Here is a 13,647-nt window from a genome sequence, read left to right as displayed (position 1 = left end):
TGGGCGGGACACCGCTCAGGGGATCCGTGGTGCCCTCGACAGGAGGGGTGTCGCGGGGATCGGTGCCGGGGGCCTGGATGTTCGGCCGCTCAGTGCTCGCGCTGGTATCTGCCACGGACTCTCACCCTACCCCGGCCGGTCCGCTCCCGCGAGCACATCCACCAGCTGGCGCTTCAGGTCCTGCTCGGTGGGCAGCTGGGCTGCGCGCAGCCGGGATGCCTGTTCGGCGGCGTGCCGCACCCGGGGATCCCGGTGCCGCTGCACCGCAGCTGCCAGAGCGGCGGCGTCACCGACGGGCACCAGCTGGGCGGCATCACCGGTGACCCAGCGGGTCCCGCCGGCGTCGGTCGCCACGATCGCGCGGCCTGCCCGCAGGGCTTCCTGCAGCGCCACGGGCTGTCCTTCCCACACCGCCGCCGAGACCACCAGGTCCGCGGCCGCCAGCAGAGCGGGCACGTCCGAGCGATGGCCCAGCAGTTCGACCGGGAGGCGCTCCTGGCGGATCCGGGACTCCAGCGGCGCCCGCAGCGGTCCCTCACCGGCGATGCGGATGCGGACCGCGCCCCCTGCCCTCCCTGAGGTCAGCAGTGCGGCGGCATCGAGCACAGTGTCCAGCCCCTTCTGCGGGGCCAGCCTCGCGAGCACCAGCACATCGAGGCGGGCAGGATCGGCCTCGGGCAGGACTGGTGTCTCCTCAGACACCGGTAGTGCCCCGGCTACGGGGTCGGGGTCCCCTTCGCCTGCGGCGGGGTGTTCCGGGGCCGGCACCACCGCGTACCTCACGTCCGCGGCACCGGCGGCTCGGGCGTCCTCGAGCAGATCCGGGGAGACGCACAGGATCGTGTCCGCCCGGCGCGCGATGATCCGCAGCAGGGCCCTTCCGATCAGACGCACTCCACGTGAGCCCAGGGTGCGGTTGTGCAGGGTGACCACCAGGCGCCCTCTGCCGGGCAGTGCCAGGGCGGCCAGTGCGCCGGCTCGCAGCCCATGGGCGTGCACTGCATCGGGGCGGTGGGCGCGGGCCTCGCGCCTCAGTGTGCGCACGGTCCGCAGATCCGTGGCGGGGTGCGGTCGCGCGGGGATCTGCACGGTGGATTCGTGCACCGTGAGTCCCGCGGCTCGCAGCAGGCGCAGCTCATGGTCGACGTGCGCGGCCAGGCCCCCGGTGGCGAGGGGGCGCACCAGGAGCACTGCGAGGTCTCCTCCAGGCCCTCGCTTCCCGGCCGCGGCCCCGTCGGTCGCCGTCATGACGCGGTGCTCCCGCGCGCCGGGGCTGGCGCCTGCTGTCGTCCCCTGCGCAGCATGGAGGGCAGGCGGTGCAGCAGCGGCAGATCGGTCACTGCCAGCACCGCACCGCTGAGCACCGCGGCGAGCAGTCCCGCGCCGATGCCGGCCAGCACGGATCCGGTGATGCCGGTGGTGGAGGTGACCAGCCATTTGGCGAGCAGCAGGCCGGGGACGGCTCCGGCGATCAGCGCCACGGGGCCCATCAGGGAGGTGCGCCGCAGCAGGTGGGCGTCTCCCCCGGGGTCGACCACGTCTGCGATCCGCCCCAGCCCCACCAGGGCCGACAGCGACATCCCGATGGCGATGCAGATGCCGAAGGCGGTGGCGGCCTCGGCTGCTGAGCGCCCCGGGCTGGGCAGGGTGACCACCAGGATCAGCACGGCTGCCGCTCCCCAGCCCACGGACCCCACCAGCAGCGCATCCCGCGCGCGGAGCGCTGCCGAGAGCACCCTCGTGCACTGGGTGGTCACGGCGTAGCCGGCCAGTCCCAGGGCCAGCGCCGCAGAGGTGGAGCCCACGCCGGCCGCGCCGGAGCGGTCGACCAGCCGGAAGAACTGCTCCACGGCGGGTGCCCCGGCGATCAGCATGGCCGAACCTGCGACCGCCACCAGGATCACCGTGCGCACGGAGGCGGAGGACACCCGGGCAAAGGCCACCGGGTCGCCCACCAGCCGCAGTTCGGCCAGATGGGGGAACACCGCGGTGGTCAGCGGCACCACCAGCACGGCGAAGGGCAGCAGGTACACGGCCTGGGCGTACTGGAACACGGGCAGGGTGCCGGTGCCTCCGGCGCCCATGGCCAGCAGCAGCACCAGGCCCAGCACGGCCTGCTGAGCTCCCACGGCACCGATCCCGGCGGCGCCCAGGGCCAGGGCCTGGCGGCCCACCCCGGCGGGCATCCGCAGCGTCGGACGCAGCCGCAGGCCTGCGTGCAGGGAGGCGATCAGCACCGGGAGCCCCATGACGGCCACGCCGGCGGTGGTGCCCCAGCCGAGCCATCCCACGGCAGGCGGATCGATCGTCGAAGCGGTCGCCACCGGCGGCACCATCGCGGCGTACACGCGGTAGGAGGCCATCACCAGCAGTGAGGACAGCAGCGGCATCAGTGCGGGCCACACGAACCGCTTGCGCGCCTGCAGGTAGGCGCCCAGGATCACGGCGATGCCGTACAGAGGCAGCTGCAGGGCGAAGATGCGCAGCAGGCGAGCACCCAGGTCGATGCCCGGGCCGGCCATGTCCTCGCTGCCCAGCAGCAGTTCGGTCAGCGGCTGTGCGAGCACGATCACGACGGCGGCCAGGGCTGCGGTGATCAGCAGGGTCCAGGTGAGCAGGGCGGAGATGATGCGGTCGGCGCGATCGCGCCCATCGGCCACGTCGGCGGCACCCGGGGTGGGGGTCTCCGTGCCGTGCACGGGCAGCTGCTGGCCGTCGCGGTCCTGCCGTTCGGGGACCAGACCGGCGACCAGGGGCACGACCACAGCGGCCAGGGCGCCCCCGGCCACCACCTCGAACAGGACGTTGGGGAGGAGGTTGGCGGTGGAGTAGGCGGTGCCGACGTCCCCGGCGCCCACGCTGGCACCGAACACCAGGTACCTCACGAAGCCCGCGATCCGCGCCACCACGGTGATGACCAGGATGATCCCTGCGCCGCGCAGGACGGCGCGGGCGGTGCCGCCCAGGGGCGAGGGATCCGTGGCGGGGGACTGCTCGGTGCCGCTCATGCGTCAGGGTCCTCTGCCGACCCGCTGGGTGTGTGCCGTCGGCCCCAGCTGTCCACGGCTCTCAGCGCCGGGATGCGATCGATCACAGCGCTGAAGCTCACGCGCTCGCTGGCGAGGGTGAGGGCCACCACCAGGCCGGTCAGGCCGAGTCGCACCGGCCGCGGGGCACGGCGGGTGGCGGCGAGGCCGACAGCGGCCCCGAGGGCGTTGGCTCCGGCGTCCCCGAGCATGCCGTGCTCCCGCAGGTCCGGCAGCAGTGCAGCTGCAGCCGGCACCAGGGCGGCGATCGCGAGTGCCCGCCCGCTGGCGTCGCGGTCGCCGCAGGGATGCCCCTGCCCCGCGTCCCTCCTACCACGGGCCGGTGCCGATGCCGATGGGACCGCGAGTGCGGCGGCAGCGGGGATCACCGCCTTGAGCGCGCGCCCCGGGCGCAGGTCCAGCAGGTTCGCCAGGTTGGCGCAGCCGGCCACCAGGATCGCGTCGGCCGCCACCATAGCGCCGTGTCGTGGACGGGGTGCCGCTGCCGCGCCCAGCAGGGCCAGGGCCGGGATGCCGAGGGCCTTGGCGCCCCCGGTGGTGAGTCGCCCGCTGCACAGGGCGCCGAGATGGCCGCGCAGTCCCTTGGCCACCGGTCGTCCCGCGCGGCGCTGGCGCGGTTCGAGCAGGTCGTCGGCCAGGCCCAGCGCTCCCACCGCCCCCAGCACGAGGGCGTCTCGCCTGCTGCCGGCGAGCGCTGTGCCCGTGGCGAGCAGTGCGGACACCGCAGCGCCCTCAGCGAGGGTGACGGGGCGCCCGGCGTAGTTGGTGCGGCGCAGCTCGCTGCGCAGCGCGGGCCAGTTCACTCCGCTCCCCCTCCGTCCGAGGGCGCGGGCTCCCGCGAGCCGGGGTCGGTGTCCCCTGGGCCGGCACCGGTGCCCTCGGTCCCGGTGGTCTCCTCGATCTGCTCGTCGATCAGGGTGGCCTCCGGCAGGCCCGGCACCCGGGCATCGGCGTCGGCGGTGGTGCCGTAGTCCCCTGCCCCTCCACGCACCTGCTCGATCAGGGCGAGCACCGCCAGGACCGGCCCGTCGGCGGACTGCAGCCGATCGGTGGTGGACAGCTCGGAGAAGGTGCTGTCCCCGCGGACGCTGCGCAGGATGCCCACGGTGCCGTCGTTGTGCGGGGTGGCCACGGACAGCACGGTCGGCGTTCGCGTCTGCGCCAGGGTGGCCAGCAGTCGGGACTGCACGGTCAGCAGCTGCTGGGCCCGTTCGGCTGCCGTCGGATCGTCGTCGCTGTCCACGGTGAACTGGGACGGCTCCGCGGCCGCGTACACCACCGCCGAGGCCCGCGGGGGGATGTCCCCGTCGACTGTGACCAGCTGGTTGTCGATCAGGACCTGCCACACCTGCGAGCGCAGCTCCGGGGTGACCTCGGCGGAGGAGTCCTGGGTGAGCAGGGTGACGATCAGGGCGGGTACCTGCTCGTCGTCCTCCAGGCCGCGATCCAGCAGCACCGGGGCGATGCCGGCCACGGAGTCCACGGCGTCGGAGCGGCGCTGCTCGGCCGCGGGATCCCACAGGGCCGGCTGCAGGGAGATCCGGGGTACGGAGCGGGCGCCGGCGTGCTCCAGCAGGCTGGTGAGGTGCTGCACTGCCTGGCGCGTGGAGTTGTGGTCACTGATGACCACCACGTCGTTGTCCTCGAGGGTCCCGGCCACCAGCTCCGGCCCGATCTCGTTGATGAACCCTGCCAGCTGGTCGTTCTGGGTGCGCAGGTCCTCGGCCTCGGCGCGCAGGTCGTCCTGCTCGGTGCGCAGCTGCTCCACCTGTCCGGCGAGCTGGGCGCCCAGGCTCTCGCGCAGCGGACCGGCGCCCAGCACGATGCCGACGGCCAGCGCCAGGAACACCGAGATCAGGGAGACCAGGTGGTATCGGAAATCGATCACGGAGCGGATCCCTCCTACCCGCCGGGGAGGCGGGGCGCGAACAGGGTGGTGAACCAGGACAGCATGCCATCGAGACGGGCACCGAGGATCTGCATCAGGGCCTGCCCGCCCGGGGTGGCCCACAGTGCGACGGTCAGGGCCAGCAGTCCGGCCACCGCCAGCAGCACCAGCTGGAAGTTGGAGATCCGCTGCCGGTACAGCCGCGAGACCCCTTTGGCGTCCACCAGCTTCGAGCCAATCCGCAGGCGGGTCAGGAACGTGGAGCTCATGCCGGCGCGTCCCTTGTCCAGGAACTCCTCGAGCGTCCCGTGGGTGCCCACGGCCACGATCACCGCGGCGCCCTTCTCGTCCGCCAGCAGCATGGCGATGTCCTCACTGGTGCCGGAGGCGGGGAACAGCACAGCTCCCTTCCCGACCCCGAGCTCCTCCAGGCGGGCCATGCCGGGGGCGCGTCCGTCCCGATAGGCGTGGACCACGAGCTCGGCACCGCTGGCCAGGGCCCGGTCGGAGACGGAGTCCATGTCGCCGATGATCATGTCGGGACGGAACCCGGCCTCCATCACGGCATCGGCACCGCCGTCCACCCCGATGATCACGGGGCGGGACTCCCGCAGGAAGGGACGCAGCGTGAGCAGGTCCTCCTTGTAGTGGTAGCCGCGCACCACGATCAGCACCGGCCGTCCGGCCATGACGGTGCGCACCTCGGGGGCGCCGATCCCGTCCAGCAGCAGGTCCCGCTCACGCAGCATGTACTCCATGGTGTTCTGCGCGAACATCTCCAGCTGCTCGGAGAGCCCCTCACGGGCGGCCTCCTGGGCGGCGGCCACCGTGACCCCGTCCTGCACGGTGCCCTCGGCGATCAGCGTGTCCCCTGCCAGCACGGCGGAGCCGCGCAGGGTGATCTCCTGGCCCTCGTGCAGCTGCTCGAACACCGCCTGCCCGAGCCCGTCGATCAGCGGGATGCCGGCATCGACCAGGATGCGTGGGCCGGCATTGGGGTACCGGCCGGAGGTGGACGCGGCGGCGTTGAGCACCGCGGCGGGGCGCCGCTCCACCAGGGCCTCGGCGGCGACCCGGTCGATGTCCTCGTGGTCGATCACCGCGACGTCCCCGGGCCCCAGGCGCTTGGTGAGGTCCTTGGTGCGCTTGCCCAACCTGGCGGTGCCGGCGACCAGGGGCTGCTCGACGATGCTCACGGCCGGCCCTCCCCCACGGCTGTGGCCTCCTCCAGCAGTTCTCGGGCGTGGGCGAGGGCGACATCGGAGTGGTCGTCACCGGCGAGCATGCGGGAGAGCTCGCGGATGCGCTCTTCGCCGTCGAGGGCGTCGATGCGGGAACTGGTGGAGCCGTCGGTGCTGGTCTTCTCGATGCGCAGGTGGGTGCCGGCGTGCGCGGCGACCTGCGGCAGATGGGTGACCACGATGACCTGGGCGTGGCGGGCGAGCCGGGCCAGGCGCTGGCCCACGGCGAGGGCTGCCCGCCCGCCGATGCCGGCGTCGATCTCATCGAACACGAACACCGGGGCAGCGCTGCGGTCCTTGCGGTGGGAGGCCAGCGCCACCTCGAGGGCCAGCATCACGCGGCTGAGCTCGCCGCCGGAGGCCGCCTGGGCGACGGGCAGGTGATCGGCTCCCGGGTGGGGGGCCAGGAGGATCGCGATGGCGTCCCGCCCGTGGCGGCGATGGGGCTGGGAGCCCACCTCCACGGTGATGGCGGCATCGGGCATCTCCAGGTGCCGCAGCTCCTCCTGCACCGCACCGGAGAGTTCCTCAGCGGCCCGTGCACGGGCCTCGGTCAGGGCGGTGGCGGCGCCGTCCAGCTCCTGCTCCAGGGAGTCCAGCTGCGCGCAGGCCTGCTCCCGCTCCTCCTCGGCGCCGTCGTAGCGGTCCAGGGCCTCGGCGGCGCCCCGGGAGCTCTCCAGCAGGTCGGTGACGTCCTCGGCGGGGCCGTCCGGCCCGGGCAGCACGGGGCCCAGGTCGCGGACCAGGGTGGTGAGCTCGTGCAGGCGCTCGTTGGCCGCATCGAGCCTGCCCGGCGAGGCGTCGATGCCGTCGGCGTACCGCGACAGCTCCGCCGCGAGGTCCGACAGCTCCAGGCGTGCGGCCTCTATCCGCTCCCCCAGCGGGACGAGCTGGGGATCGGTGCGGGCTGCGCGATGCACCGCCTCGGCCGCGATGTCCAGCAGCGCGGCGGCGGCCGGGCCGTCGTCCCCCACCAGTGCGGTCGCGGCCTGGTCGGCATCGGTGCGCAGCTGCTCGGCGTTGCCCAGCCGCTCCAGCTCCTCACGCAGCGCCTGGTCCTCCCCGGGGACGGGATCGACGCTCTCGAGACGCTCCAGTGCCTCGCGCAGGCGCGCGCCCTCCAGGTCGCGACGCCGCAGCAGGTGGTCGAGCTCCTCGATGCGCGCCCGCAGCTGTTCGCGCCGGTCCCACAGCTGCTGATGCTGCTCCAGCAGGCCGGCCACCTCGTGCTGCGCGAAGCGATCCAGGGCCTCGCGCTGGGCGTCGGGCTCCCGCAGGCGCTGCTGGTCGGACTGCCCGTGCACGGTCACCGCAGTGCCGACCAGGGCGGCGAGCGTCCCGATCGGGACCGGGACGCCGCCGATGTGGGCGCGGGAGCGGCCTTCGCGGGTCACCCGGCGCACCACCAGCACCTCGCCGTCCTCCTCCTCGGCGCCCAGCTCGTCGATCGCCTGGGCGAGGCCGTCGTGCCCGGCCAGGGTGAGGGTGCCGTCCACGGTGGCGGCAGTGCCGGTGCGACCGCGGTCCAGACGTGCGCCCAGCAGCATCGTCAACCCGGTGACCACCATGGTCTTGCCGGCACCGGTCTCACCCGTCAGGGCGGTGAAGCCGGGACCGAACTCGAGGGTGGCGTCCTCGATCACGCCTATGGAGCGGATGCGCAGGGTGGAGAGCATGGGGGCGGCCCCGCTCAGCGCGGATGGGTGCCGCGGCTGCGACCGCGCCACCCGACCACGGGCAGCTGGAACTTCTCCACCAGACGGTCGGCGAACGGGGTGGAGGACATCCGCACCAGACGCACCGAGTCCGGGGAGAGGCGGGCCTCGACGCGCATCCCGCGGGTGAGGTCCACGGTGCGGCGGCCGTCCAGTGTCAGCACGCCCTCGTCCCGGTTGTCCATCGTCATCTCCACCGCGGCCACGGAGGAGCGCCCCAGCACCAGGGGCCGGGAGAACAGGGCGTGGGCGGCGAGCGGCACCAGCAGCATGGCGTCCACCTCGGGCCAGATCACGGGGCCGCCTGCGCTGAAGGCATAGGCGGTGGAGCCGGTGGGGGTGGACAGCAGCACGCCGTCGCATCCGAAGGAGGAGACGGGGCGGCCGTCGATCTCGATCGCGACGTACACCATCCGCTGGCGGTCGGCCTTCTCCAGCGACGCCTCGTTCATCGCCCAGTGCTGGGCCACCACCTGGTCGTCGTGATCGAGCACCGTGATGTGCAGGGCGCTGCGGCTCTCGATCTCGTACTCGCCCTCCAGCAGCCGCGACACGGTCGCGGAGAGGCCCTCGACCTCGCTCTCGGCGAGGAAGCCCACATGCCCCAGGTTCACGCCGTGGACGGGGATGTCGGCATCACGCACGGTCTCCAGGGCGCGCAGGATGGTGCCGTCGCCCCCCAGCACGATGCCCAGCTCGACGCGGTCCCCGGCCTCGATGACGCCCCGGGCGTCGACCCGCTGTGGGTCCAGCGCCTGCAGGAGCCCGTCGGGGACGTCCTCGGCGGGCAGGGCGCGGATCTCCGCGACCTGATCGGCCATCAGCACCGCTTCGACCTGGCGGTCCGCCAGCTCCTCCAGCACGGCGAGCATGGCGTCCAGGGCAGCGCGGCGTCCCGTGTGGACGTACAGGAGGAACCGCCTCATCATGCTCTGCCCTCCCCCTCGGTGATCTGTCGGCTCGGACCGGGCGCGTGGCGCTCGTTCAGGACGGAACCGATCATGTCACAGGCGCGGTCCGAGAGCTCGGCGGCGTGGCCGGTGGGCCGCAGGTGGAGGAAGTACTCACGATTGCCGTCCTGCCCTGGCAAGGTGCTGGCCCCGACACCGGTCAGCAGCAGTCCCTCTCGGGCCGCGGTCCGTGCCACCTCGGTCACAGCGCGCACACGCTGGGCGGGGTCGGTGACCACGCCGCTGCGGGGAAGCGCCTGGCGCCCCACCTCGAACTGGGGCTTGACCATCAGCAGCAGGTCTCCCCCGGTGCGCACCACGCAGGCCAGCGGCGCCATCACGGTGCGCAGGGAGATGAAGGAGAGGTCGGCTACCAGCAGATCCACCGTGCCGCCGATCAGCTCAGGATCGAGGTCGCGCACGCTGGTGCCGTCGCGCACGGTCACGCGGGGGTCCTCGCGCAGGTGCGCGGCCAGCTGGGCGTGACCGATGTCCACGGCGATCACGGAGGCGGCGCCGTGGCGCAGCAGCACATCGGTGAAGCCACCCGTGGATGCCCCGGCGTCCAGGCAGTGCGTCCCGGGCACCGGCAGGTCGAGCTGCTCGAGGGCCCCCTGCAGCTTGTGGGCGGCACGGGAGGCGTACTCGATCCCGTCGGGGACGTCCACCACCGCCAGCTGGGCCCCCTCGGGAACGGGCGCGCTGGCTCGGGTGGCGACGCGGCCGTCGATGCGTGCGCGGCCCTCGTCGATGATCCGCTGGGCGTGGGTGCGTGAGCGGGCGAGCCCAGCCGCCGCCAGTGCGACGTCGAGCCGGGGCGGGCTCACGTGGCCGCGGCCTCGATCAGCTCGTCCCCGCGACCTCGCAGGCGTCCGGTCCACGGCTCCTCGGCCGCGTGACGGCGCAGCAGGGCCATTGCCGCCCGCAGGATGCGCGGGTCCTGCAGTTCGCCGTCCAGGACGATGTCACCGTCCTCCCAGGTCGCGCTCACGGCGCCGCAGCGCGCGCAGGAGCCGGTGACCACCGGGAGGGGACAGGGATCCCCCAGGTGGGAGAGGTCCGGAAGGATGTGGGTGGGACGGCGCACGGGGTCGGCGCGCAGCGCGGTCTCGATGCCGTCCACACCGGTCAGCACCAGCAACGAGTCCATCCCGGCGCGGTTCGCCCCCTCGATGTCGGTGTCCAGGCGATCACCGATCACCAGCGGGCGGCGGGAGCCGATGTCGGTGGCGGCCACGGTGAACATGCCGGGCTCGGGCTTGCCCGCCACATCGGGCTCAGCACCGGTGGCGTGCCGCAGAGCAGCCACCATGGACCCGTTGCCGGGGGCGAGGCCGCGCTCCGTGGGCAGGGTCGCATCGACATTGGTGGCCATCCAGCTCGCGCCGTGCCGGATCGCGTAGGCGCCCTCGGCCAGTCGCGACCAGTCCAGGTCGGGTGCCCAGCCCTGGACCACGGCCACGACCTGATCGGAGTCCTCGGTCACCGGGTCAAGACCGACCTCGCGGATCTCATGCGCCAGGCTGGGCCCACCCACCACCAGGACCGTGGAGCCGGGCTCGAGGCGCTCGGCGAGCAGTCGCGCCGCCACCTGGGGCGAGGTGATGAACTCCTCCGGATCGGCAGCCACGCCCACGGTCGCCAGGTGCTGGGCGGCCTGCTGCGGTGTGCGGGACGCGTTGTTGGTGGCGAACACCAGGCGCAGTCCGCGTGCGCGTGCCGTCGCGACGGCCTCGGCCGCGTGGACGATGGGCTGGGTGCCGTGCATCAGCGTGCCATCGAGGTCCAGCAGCAGGGCGTCGTGCAGGTCGAGCAGCGATGGCTCAGGGCGGCGGATCACCGCAGCTCCTCCCCCAAGGAGTCCGGGGTGGGCGCCAGGACGCGCTCCTCGGACTGAGCGGTCTCCCCGGCGCCGTCCGATGGTTCGCCGACCTCGGGGGTCTCGACGCCGTCCGACGGTTCGCCGACCTCGGGGGTCTCGGGCTCCTGCTCCTCCTCGAACGCGTCGACGACGAGGATCTCCTCATCGTCCTCCCACGACGGTTCGGCGGCAGGCTCCGGAGCGGGTCGCCCCAGCCGCTCAGCAGCATCGGTGAGGCCATCGGTGTCGGTATCAGCGGCCAGGGTCAGCCATCGACGGGCCTCATCGGCGCGATCTGCACGTTCAAGCAGGTCGGCGTAGGCGACCCACAGACGCACCTGCCAGCGCCCGTCGACCTTGTGCCGCAGAGCGGGGATCTCGAGAGTGCGTAGCGCGGTCTGGATGTCACCGGTGTCGGCGTAGGCGCCGGCCACCACGATCATCAGCTCGATGGCGGCATCCGCCCCCATCCCGGAGGCGTCCTCGGAGGCAGCGATGTCCAGCGCGCGCTCCGGCCGCCCCAGCCCGCGCTCGGAGTCCGCGATCAGAGGAAGCACGTCACAGCGCCCGGTGATGCGCAGTGCGGTACGCAGCTCACGCACGGCTGTGCGGTAGTCCCCGGCCCGGTAGGCCAGGATCCCGTAGGTCTCGCGCACCACGCCGATGCGCCCGCCGATGCGGGCGGCGAACTTGGCGTGAGCCTGCGAGGTCTCGGGGTCCTCCTCCTCGAGGGCGAAGGCGGCGACCAGGTGCTTGGCGACCCTCTCCGCGGTCTCGCGGCTCAGGCCGCGCAGTTCGTCGAGAGCGTCGACATCGAGCTCCTTGCCGGTGATCCCCTCGGGGATCCAAGGCTCGAAGGGGCGGTTGGAGCGCTCCTCCTCACCGGGACGGTAGGAGCGAGGATCACGCTCCGAGCGATGGTCCTCACGACGGCGGTCATCCCGGCCACGGTCCTCACGACGGCGGTCATCCCGGCCGCGGTCCTCACGACGGCGGTCATCCCGGCCGCGGTCCTCACGTCGACGGTCATCCCGGCCACGGTCCTCGCGTCGACGGTCATCCCGGCCACGGTCCTCACGTCGACGGTCGTCCCGGCGGCGGTCGTCCCGGCCCCAGCCCCGCGCCCGATCATCCCGACGCTCGGGGTGAGGACCCCCTCCGCCCTCACGTCGCGGCGGCCTGCCCTCGTACCGACGATCGGAGCGTTGCTGCCCCCCGTCCCGACGCGGTCGCGACCTCTCGGTGGGCTGATAGTCGCGGTGGCGGGCCGCCCCGGGATGCTCGCCCACGGAGCGCGGGCGGTCCTCACGGGCTGATCGCGGGGTCCAGTCACCGGGCCCGCCCCCCTGGCGCCGTTCGCCGTACTGCTTGCGCTCGCCGTACTGCCTGCGTTCGCCCTGCGCGCGGTCGGCGGACGATGTCCGCTCCCCGTACCGCTTGCGGTCGCCACGCTGCTGTCCGCCCTGCTGGGAGCGGGAACGATCGACGGAGCGCGCAGCGGATCGGCCCTGCGCACGGCGGTCCCCGCCGCCGCCCTGGCCACTCTCGCTCTTGCTGTTCTCAGCCACGTCGCACATCCGTCGTCTCTATGGGTGGTATCGATCGTCAACTTTAGGCGACCCCCCGGCATTAACCCGCCGGTAACCCCCCGTCGCGTGACTGCACTCACGGCCTGCTGTGGGCCGGTGCACAGCGGATCATCAGCTTCCGGCGATAGCCACGGTCCCGGCACCCGGTCGATGTGCCCGTCCCTGCACGGACGGGTGAGCATCGAGGGACGGCACGGGATCGACGTGGCTCCCGCCTCTGGCCGCTTCAGCGCCGTGGTGGCGAGCTCGGGCTCCGCATGGCCCGCGGGTCGTGAACGACATCGGGAGAGGCAGGGCTGGACCGGTCCCGGTGGCCTCAGCGCATTCATCGCAGCTTTCGGGTACCCCCACGAAGGAGAACCCGGCATGACATCCGCTCTGCCCGGAGGCCGCCACCTCATCGCCGCGGCCGATGGTTTCACCACCGACCCGAACCCGGCCGCCCCCACCCTCAGCACCCGTAACTTGGTGGCGTTCGAGGACGAGCTCGCAGCCCGGCTGAGCGAGAACGCCGACCCGGGATCGGTGGACCGCGCTTTCGAGGCAGCGTGGGGCGCTGCCACCGACCAGGTCGACGGCCTCGGCGGATCGACACTCACGGCCGCGCTGATCGACGGTGCCCGGATCCACGTGATGCACATCGGGGACACCTGTGCACTGCACCACCAGGGAAAGCGCTGGGAAGCGGTGACCAGCGATCACACCCATGTGCAGTCGTTGGTCGCAGAAGGGCGACTCACATCGGAGGAAGCGACGTCCCATCCGGAGCGTGCGACCTTGAACCGTGCGCTGGCGGCAGGCGCGCCCACCGAGGCGGACTACATCGTCCGCACGGTGACCAGCGATGCGCGTCTGGTGCTGCTTTCGGACGGCATACATGGTCCGGTACGGCCGGCGGAGATCGTCAGGATCGTCCAGAGCGCAGCTGCCCCTGTCGATGCATGCGAGCATCTGGTCAACGCGGCCCTCGTTGCGGGAGGCCCTGACAACATCGCGGTCGCCGTCGCAGACAGCGGCCTGTGACAACGGGACAGCAGTGCTCGGTACGACCGGTACGACCCGCCGAATGGATGCGCTCGAAGGCTCTCGGCGCACCGGCTCGTCACAGGGCATGAAAAAGGGGAAGGGATGAAGGAGGAGCACACACTCATCACCAGTGATGCTACAACCCCTTCATCCCTTCCCGAATGAAGATGTCCGGCGGCGACCTACTCTCCCACACCCTCCCGAGTGCAGTACCATCGGCGCAATCGAGCTTAGCTTCCGGGTTCGGAATGGAACCGGGCGTTTCCTCGACGCTATGACCGCCGTAACACGACGAGACCCAACCAGCCCCCACACCCCCAACACAGGGAC

The 13,647-nt window shown here is 72.7% G+C and carries 11 protein-coding genes and 1 rRNA gene; 1 reads left to right on the top strand and 11 read right to left on the bottom strand.

Translation table 11 applies throughout. The features are described from left to right. Positions 1-126: 126 nt before the first annotated feature. Genes M4D54_RS08320 through M4D54_RS08275 form a run of 10 tightly spaced genes read right to left on the bottom strand, consistent with a single transcriptional unit; the run spans position 127 to position 12,270 of the window. Positions 127-1,248, bottom strand: coding sequence for a glycosyltransferase (locus M4D54_RS08320; protein ID WP_193866181.1), 1,122 nt, complete (start codon positions 1,246-1,248; stop codon positions 127-129). Further along, a complete protein-coding gene (gene murJ, locus M4D54_RS08315; RefSeq protein WP_193866180.1) occupies positions 1,245-3,008 on the bottom strand; it encodes a murein biosynthesis integral membrane protein MurJ in 1,764 nt (587 codons plus the stop codon). Before murJ ends, M4D54_RS08320 begins: the two co-directional genes overlap by 4 nt. Continuing rightward, the gene (locus M4D54_RS08310) at positions 3,005-3,850 is read right to left on the bottom strand and encodes a hypothetical protein (RefSeq protein WP_193866179.1); all 846 of its coding nucleotides are present in this window, start codon (positions 3,848-3,850) and stop codon (positions 3,005-3,007) included. Before M4D54_RS08310 ends, murJ begins: the two co-directional genes overlap by 4 nt. Continuing rightward, positions 3,847-4,935: a copper transporter gene (locus M4D54_RS08305; RefSeq protein WP_193866178.1), complete on the bottom strand. Its 1,089-nt coding sequence runs from the start codon at positions 4,933-4,935 to the stop codon at positions 3,847-3,849. The genes M4D54_RS08310 and M4D54_RS08305 overlap by 4 nt, the downstream gene beginning before the upstream one ends. A gap of 14 nt (positions 4,936-4,949) precedes the next feature. Further along, positions 4,950-6,131: a putative cytokinetic ring protein SteA gene (steA, locus tag M4D54_RS08300; protein WP_193866177.1), complete on the bottom strand. Its 1,182-nt coding sequence runs from the start codon at positions 6,129-6,131 to the stop codon at positions 4,950-4,952. Then, entirely contained in the window at positions 6,128-7,852 is a 1,725-nt protein-coding gene (gene recN / locus M4D54_RS08295) for a DNA repair protein RecN (protein WP_193866176.1), read from the bottom strand. The genes steA and recN overlap by 4 nt, the downstream gene beginning before the upstream one ends. Positions 7,853-7,866: 14 nt before the next feature. Further along, entirely contained in the window at positions 7,867-8,817 is a 951-nt protein-coding gene (locus M4D54_RS08290; protein ID WP_193866175.1) for an NAD kinase, read from the bottom strand. Next, positions 8,817-9,668: a TlyA family RNA methyltransferase gene (locus M4D54_RS08285; RefSeq protein WP_193866174.1), complete on the bottom strand. Its 852-nt coding sequence runs from the start codon at positions 9,666-9,668 to the stop codon at positions 8,817-8,819. Before M4D54_RS08285 ends, M4D54_RS08290 begins: the two co-directional genes overlap by 1 nt. Continuing rightward, positions 9,665-10,681, bottom strand: coding sequence for an HAD-IIA family hydrolase (locus M4D54_RS08280; protein WP_193866173.1), 1,017 nt, complete (start codon positions 10,679-10,681; stop codon positions 9,665-9,667). Before M4D54_RS08280 ends, M4D54_RS08285 begins: the two co-directional genes overlap by 4 nt. After that, complete coding sequence (locus M4D54_RS08275) at positions 10,678-12,270, bottom strand: hypothetical protein (RefSeq protein ID WP_259890950.1); 1,593 nt, start codon at positions 12,268-12,270, stop codon at positions 10,678-10,680. Before M4D54_RS08275 ends, M4D54_RS08280 begins: the two co-directional genes overlap by 4 nt. A gap of 387 nt (positions 12,271-12,657) precedes the next feature. Here M4D54_RS08275 and M4D54_RS08270 point away from each other — a divergent pair, with 387 nt between their 5' ends. Then, positions 12,658-13,314 carry a PP2C family serine/threonine-protein phosphatase gene (locus M4D54_RS08270; protein WP_193866172.1) on the top strand — a complete coding sequence of 219 codons (657 nt, stop codon included), beginning with the start codon at positions 12,658-12,660 and terminating at the stop codon, positions 13,312-13,314. Positions 13,315-13,486: 172 nt separating this feature from the next. Here the strand turns inward: M4D54_RS08270 and rrf are convergent. Continuing rightward, positions 13,487-13,603, bottom strand: a 5S ribosomal RNA gene (gene rrf, locus M4D54_RS08265). Positions 13,604-13,647: the final 44 nt, after the last annotated feature.

It is taken from the genome of Brachybacterium sp. p3-SID1565 (genome assembly GCF_025143785.1).
Lineage (GTDB): Bacteria > Actinomycetota > Actinomycetes > Actinomycetales > Dermabacteraceae > Brachybacterium > Brachybacterium epidermidis.
This window is presented reverse-complemented; position numbering and strand designations above follow the sequence as displayed.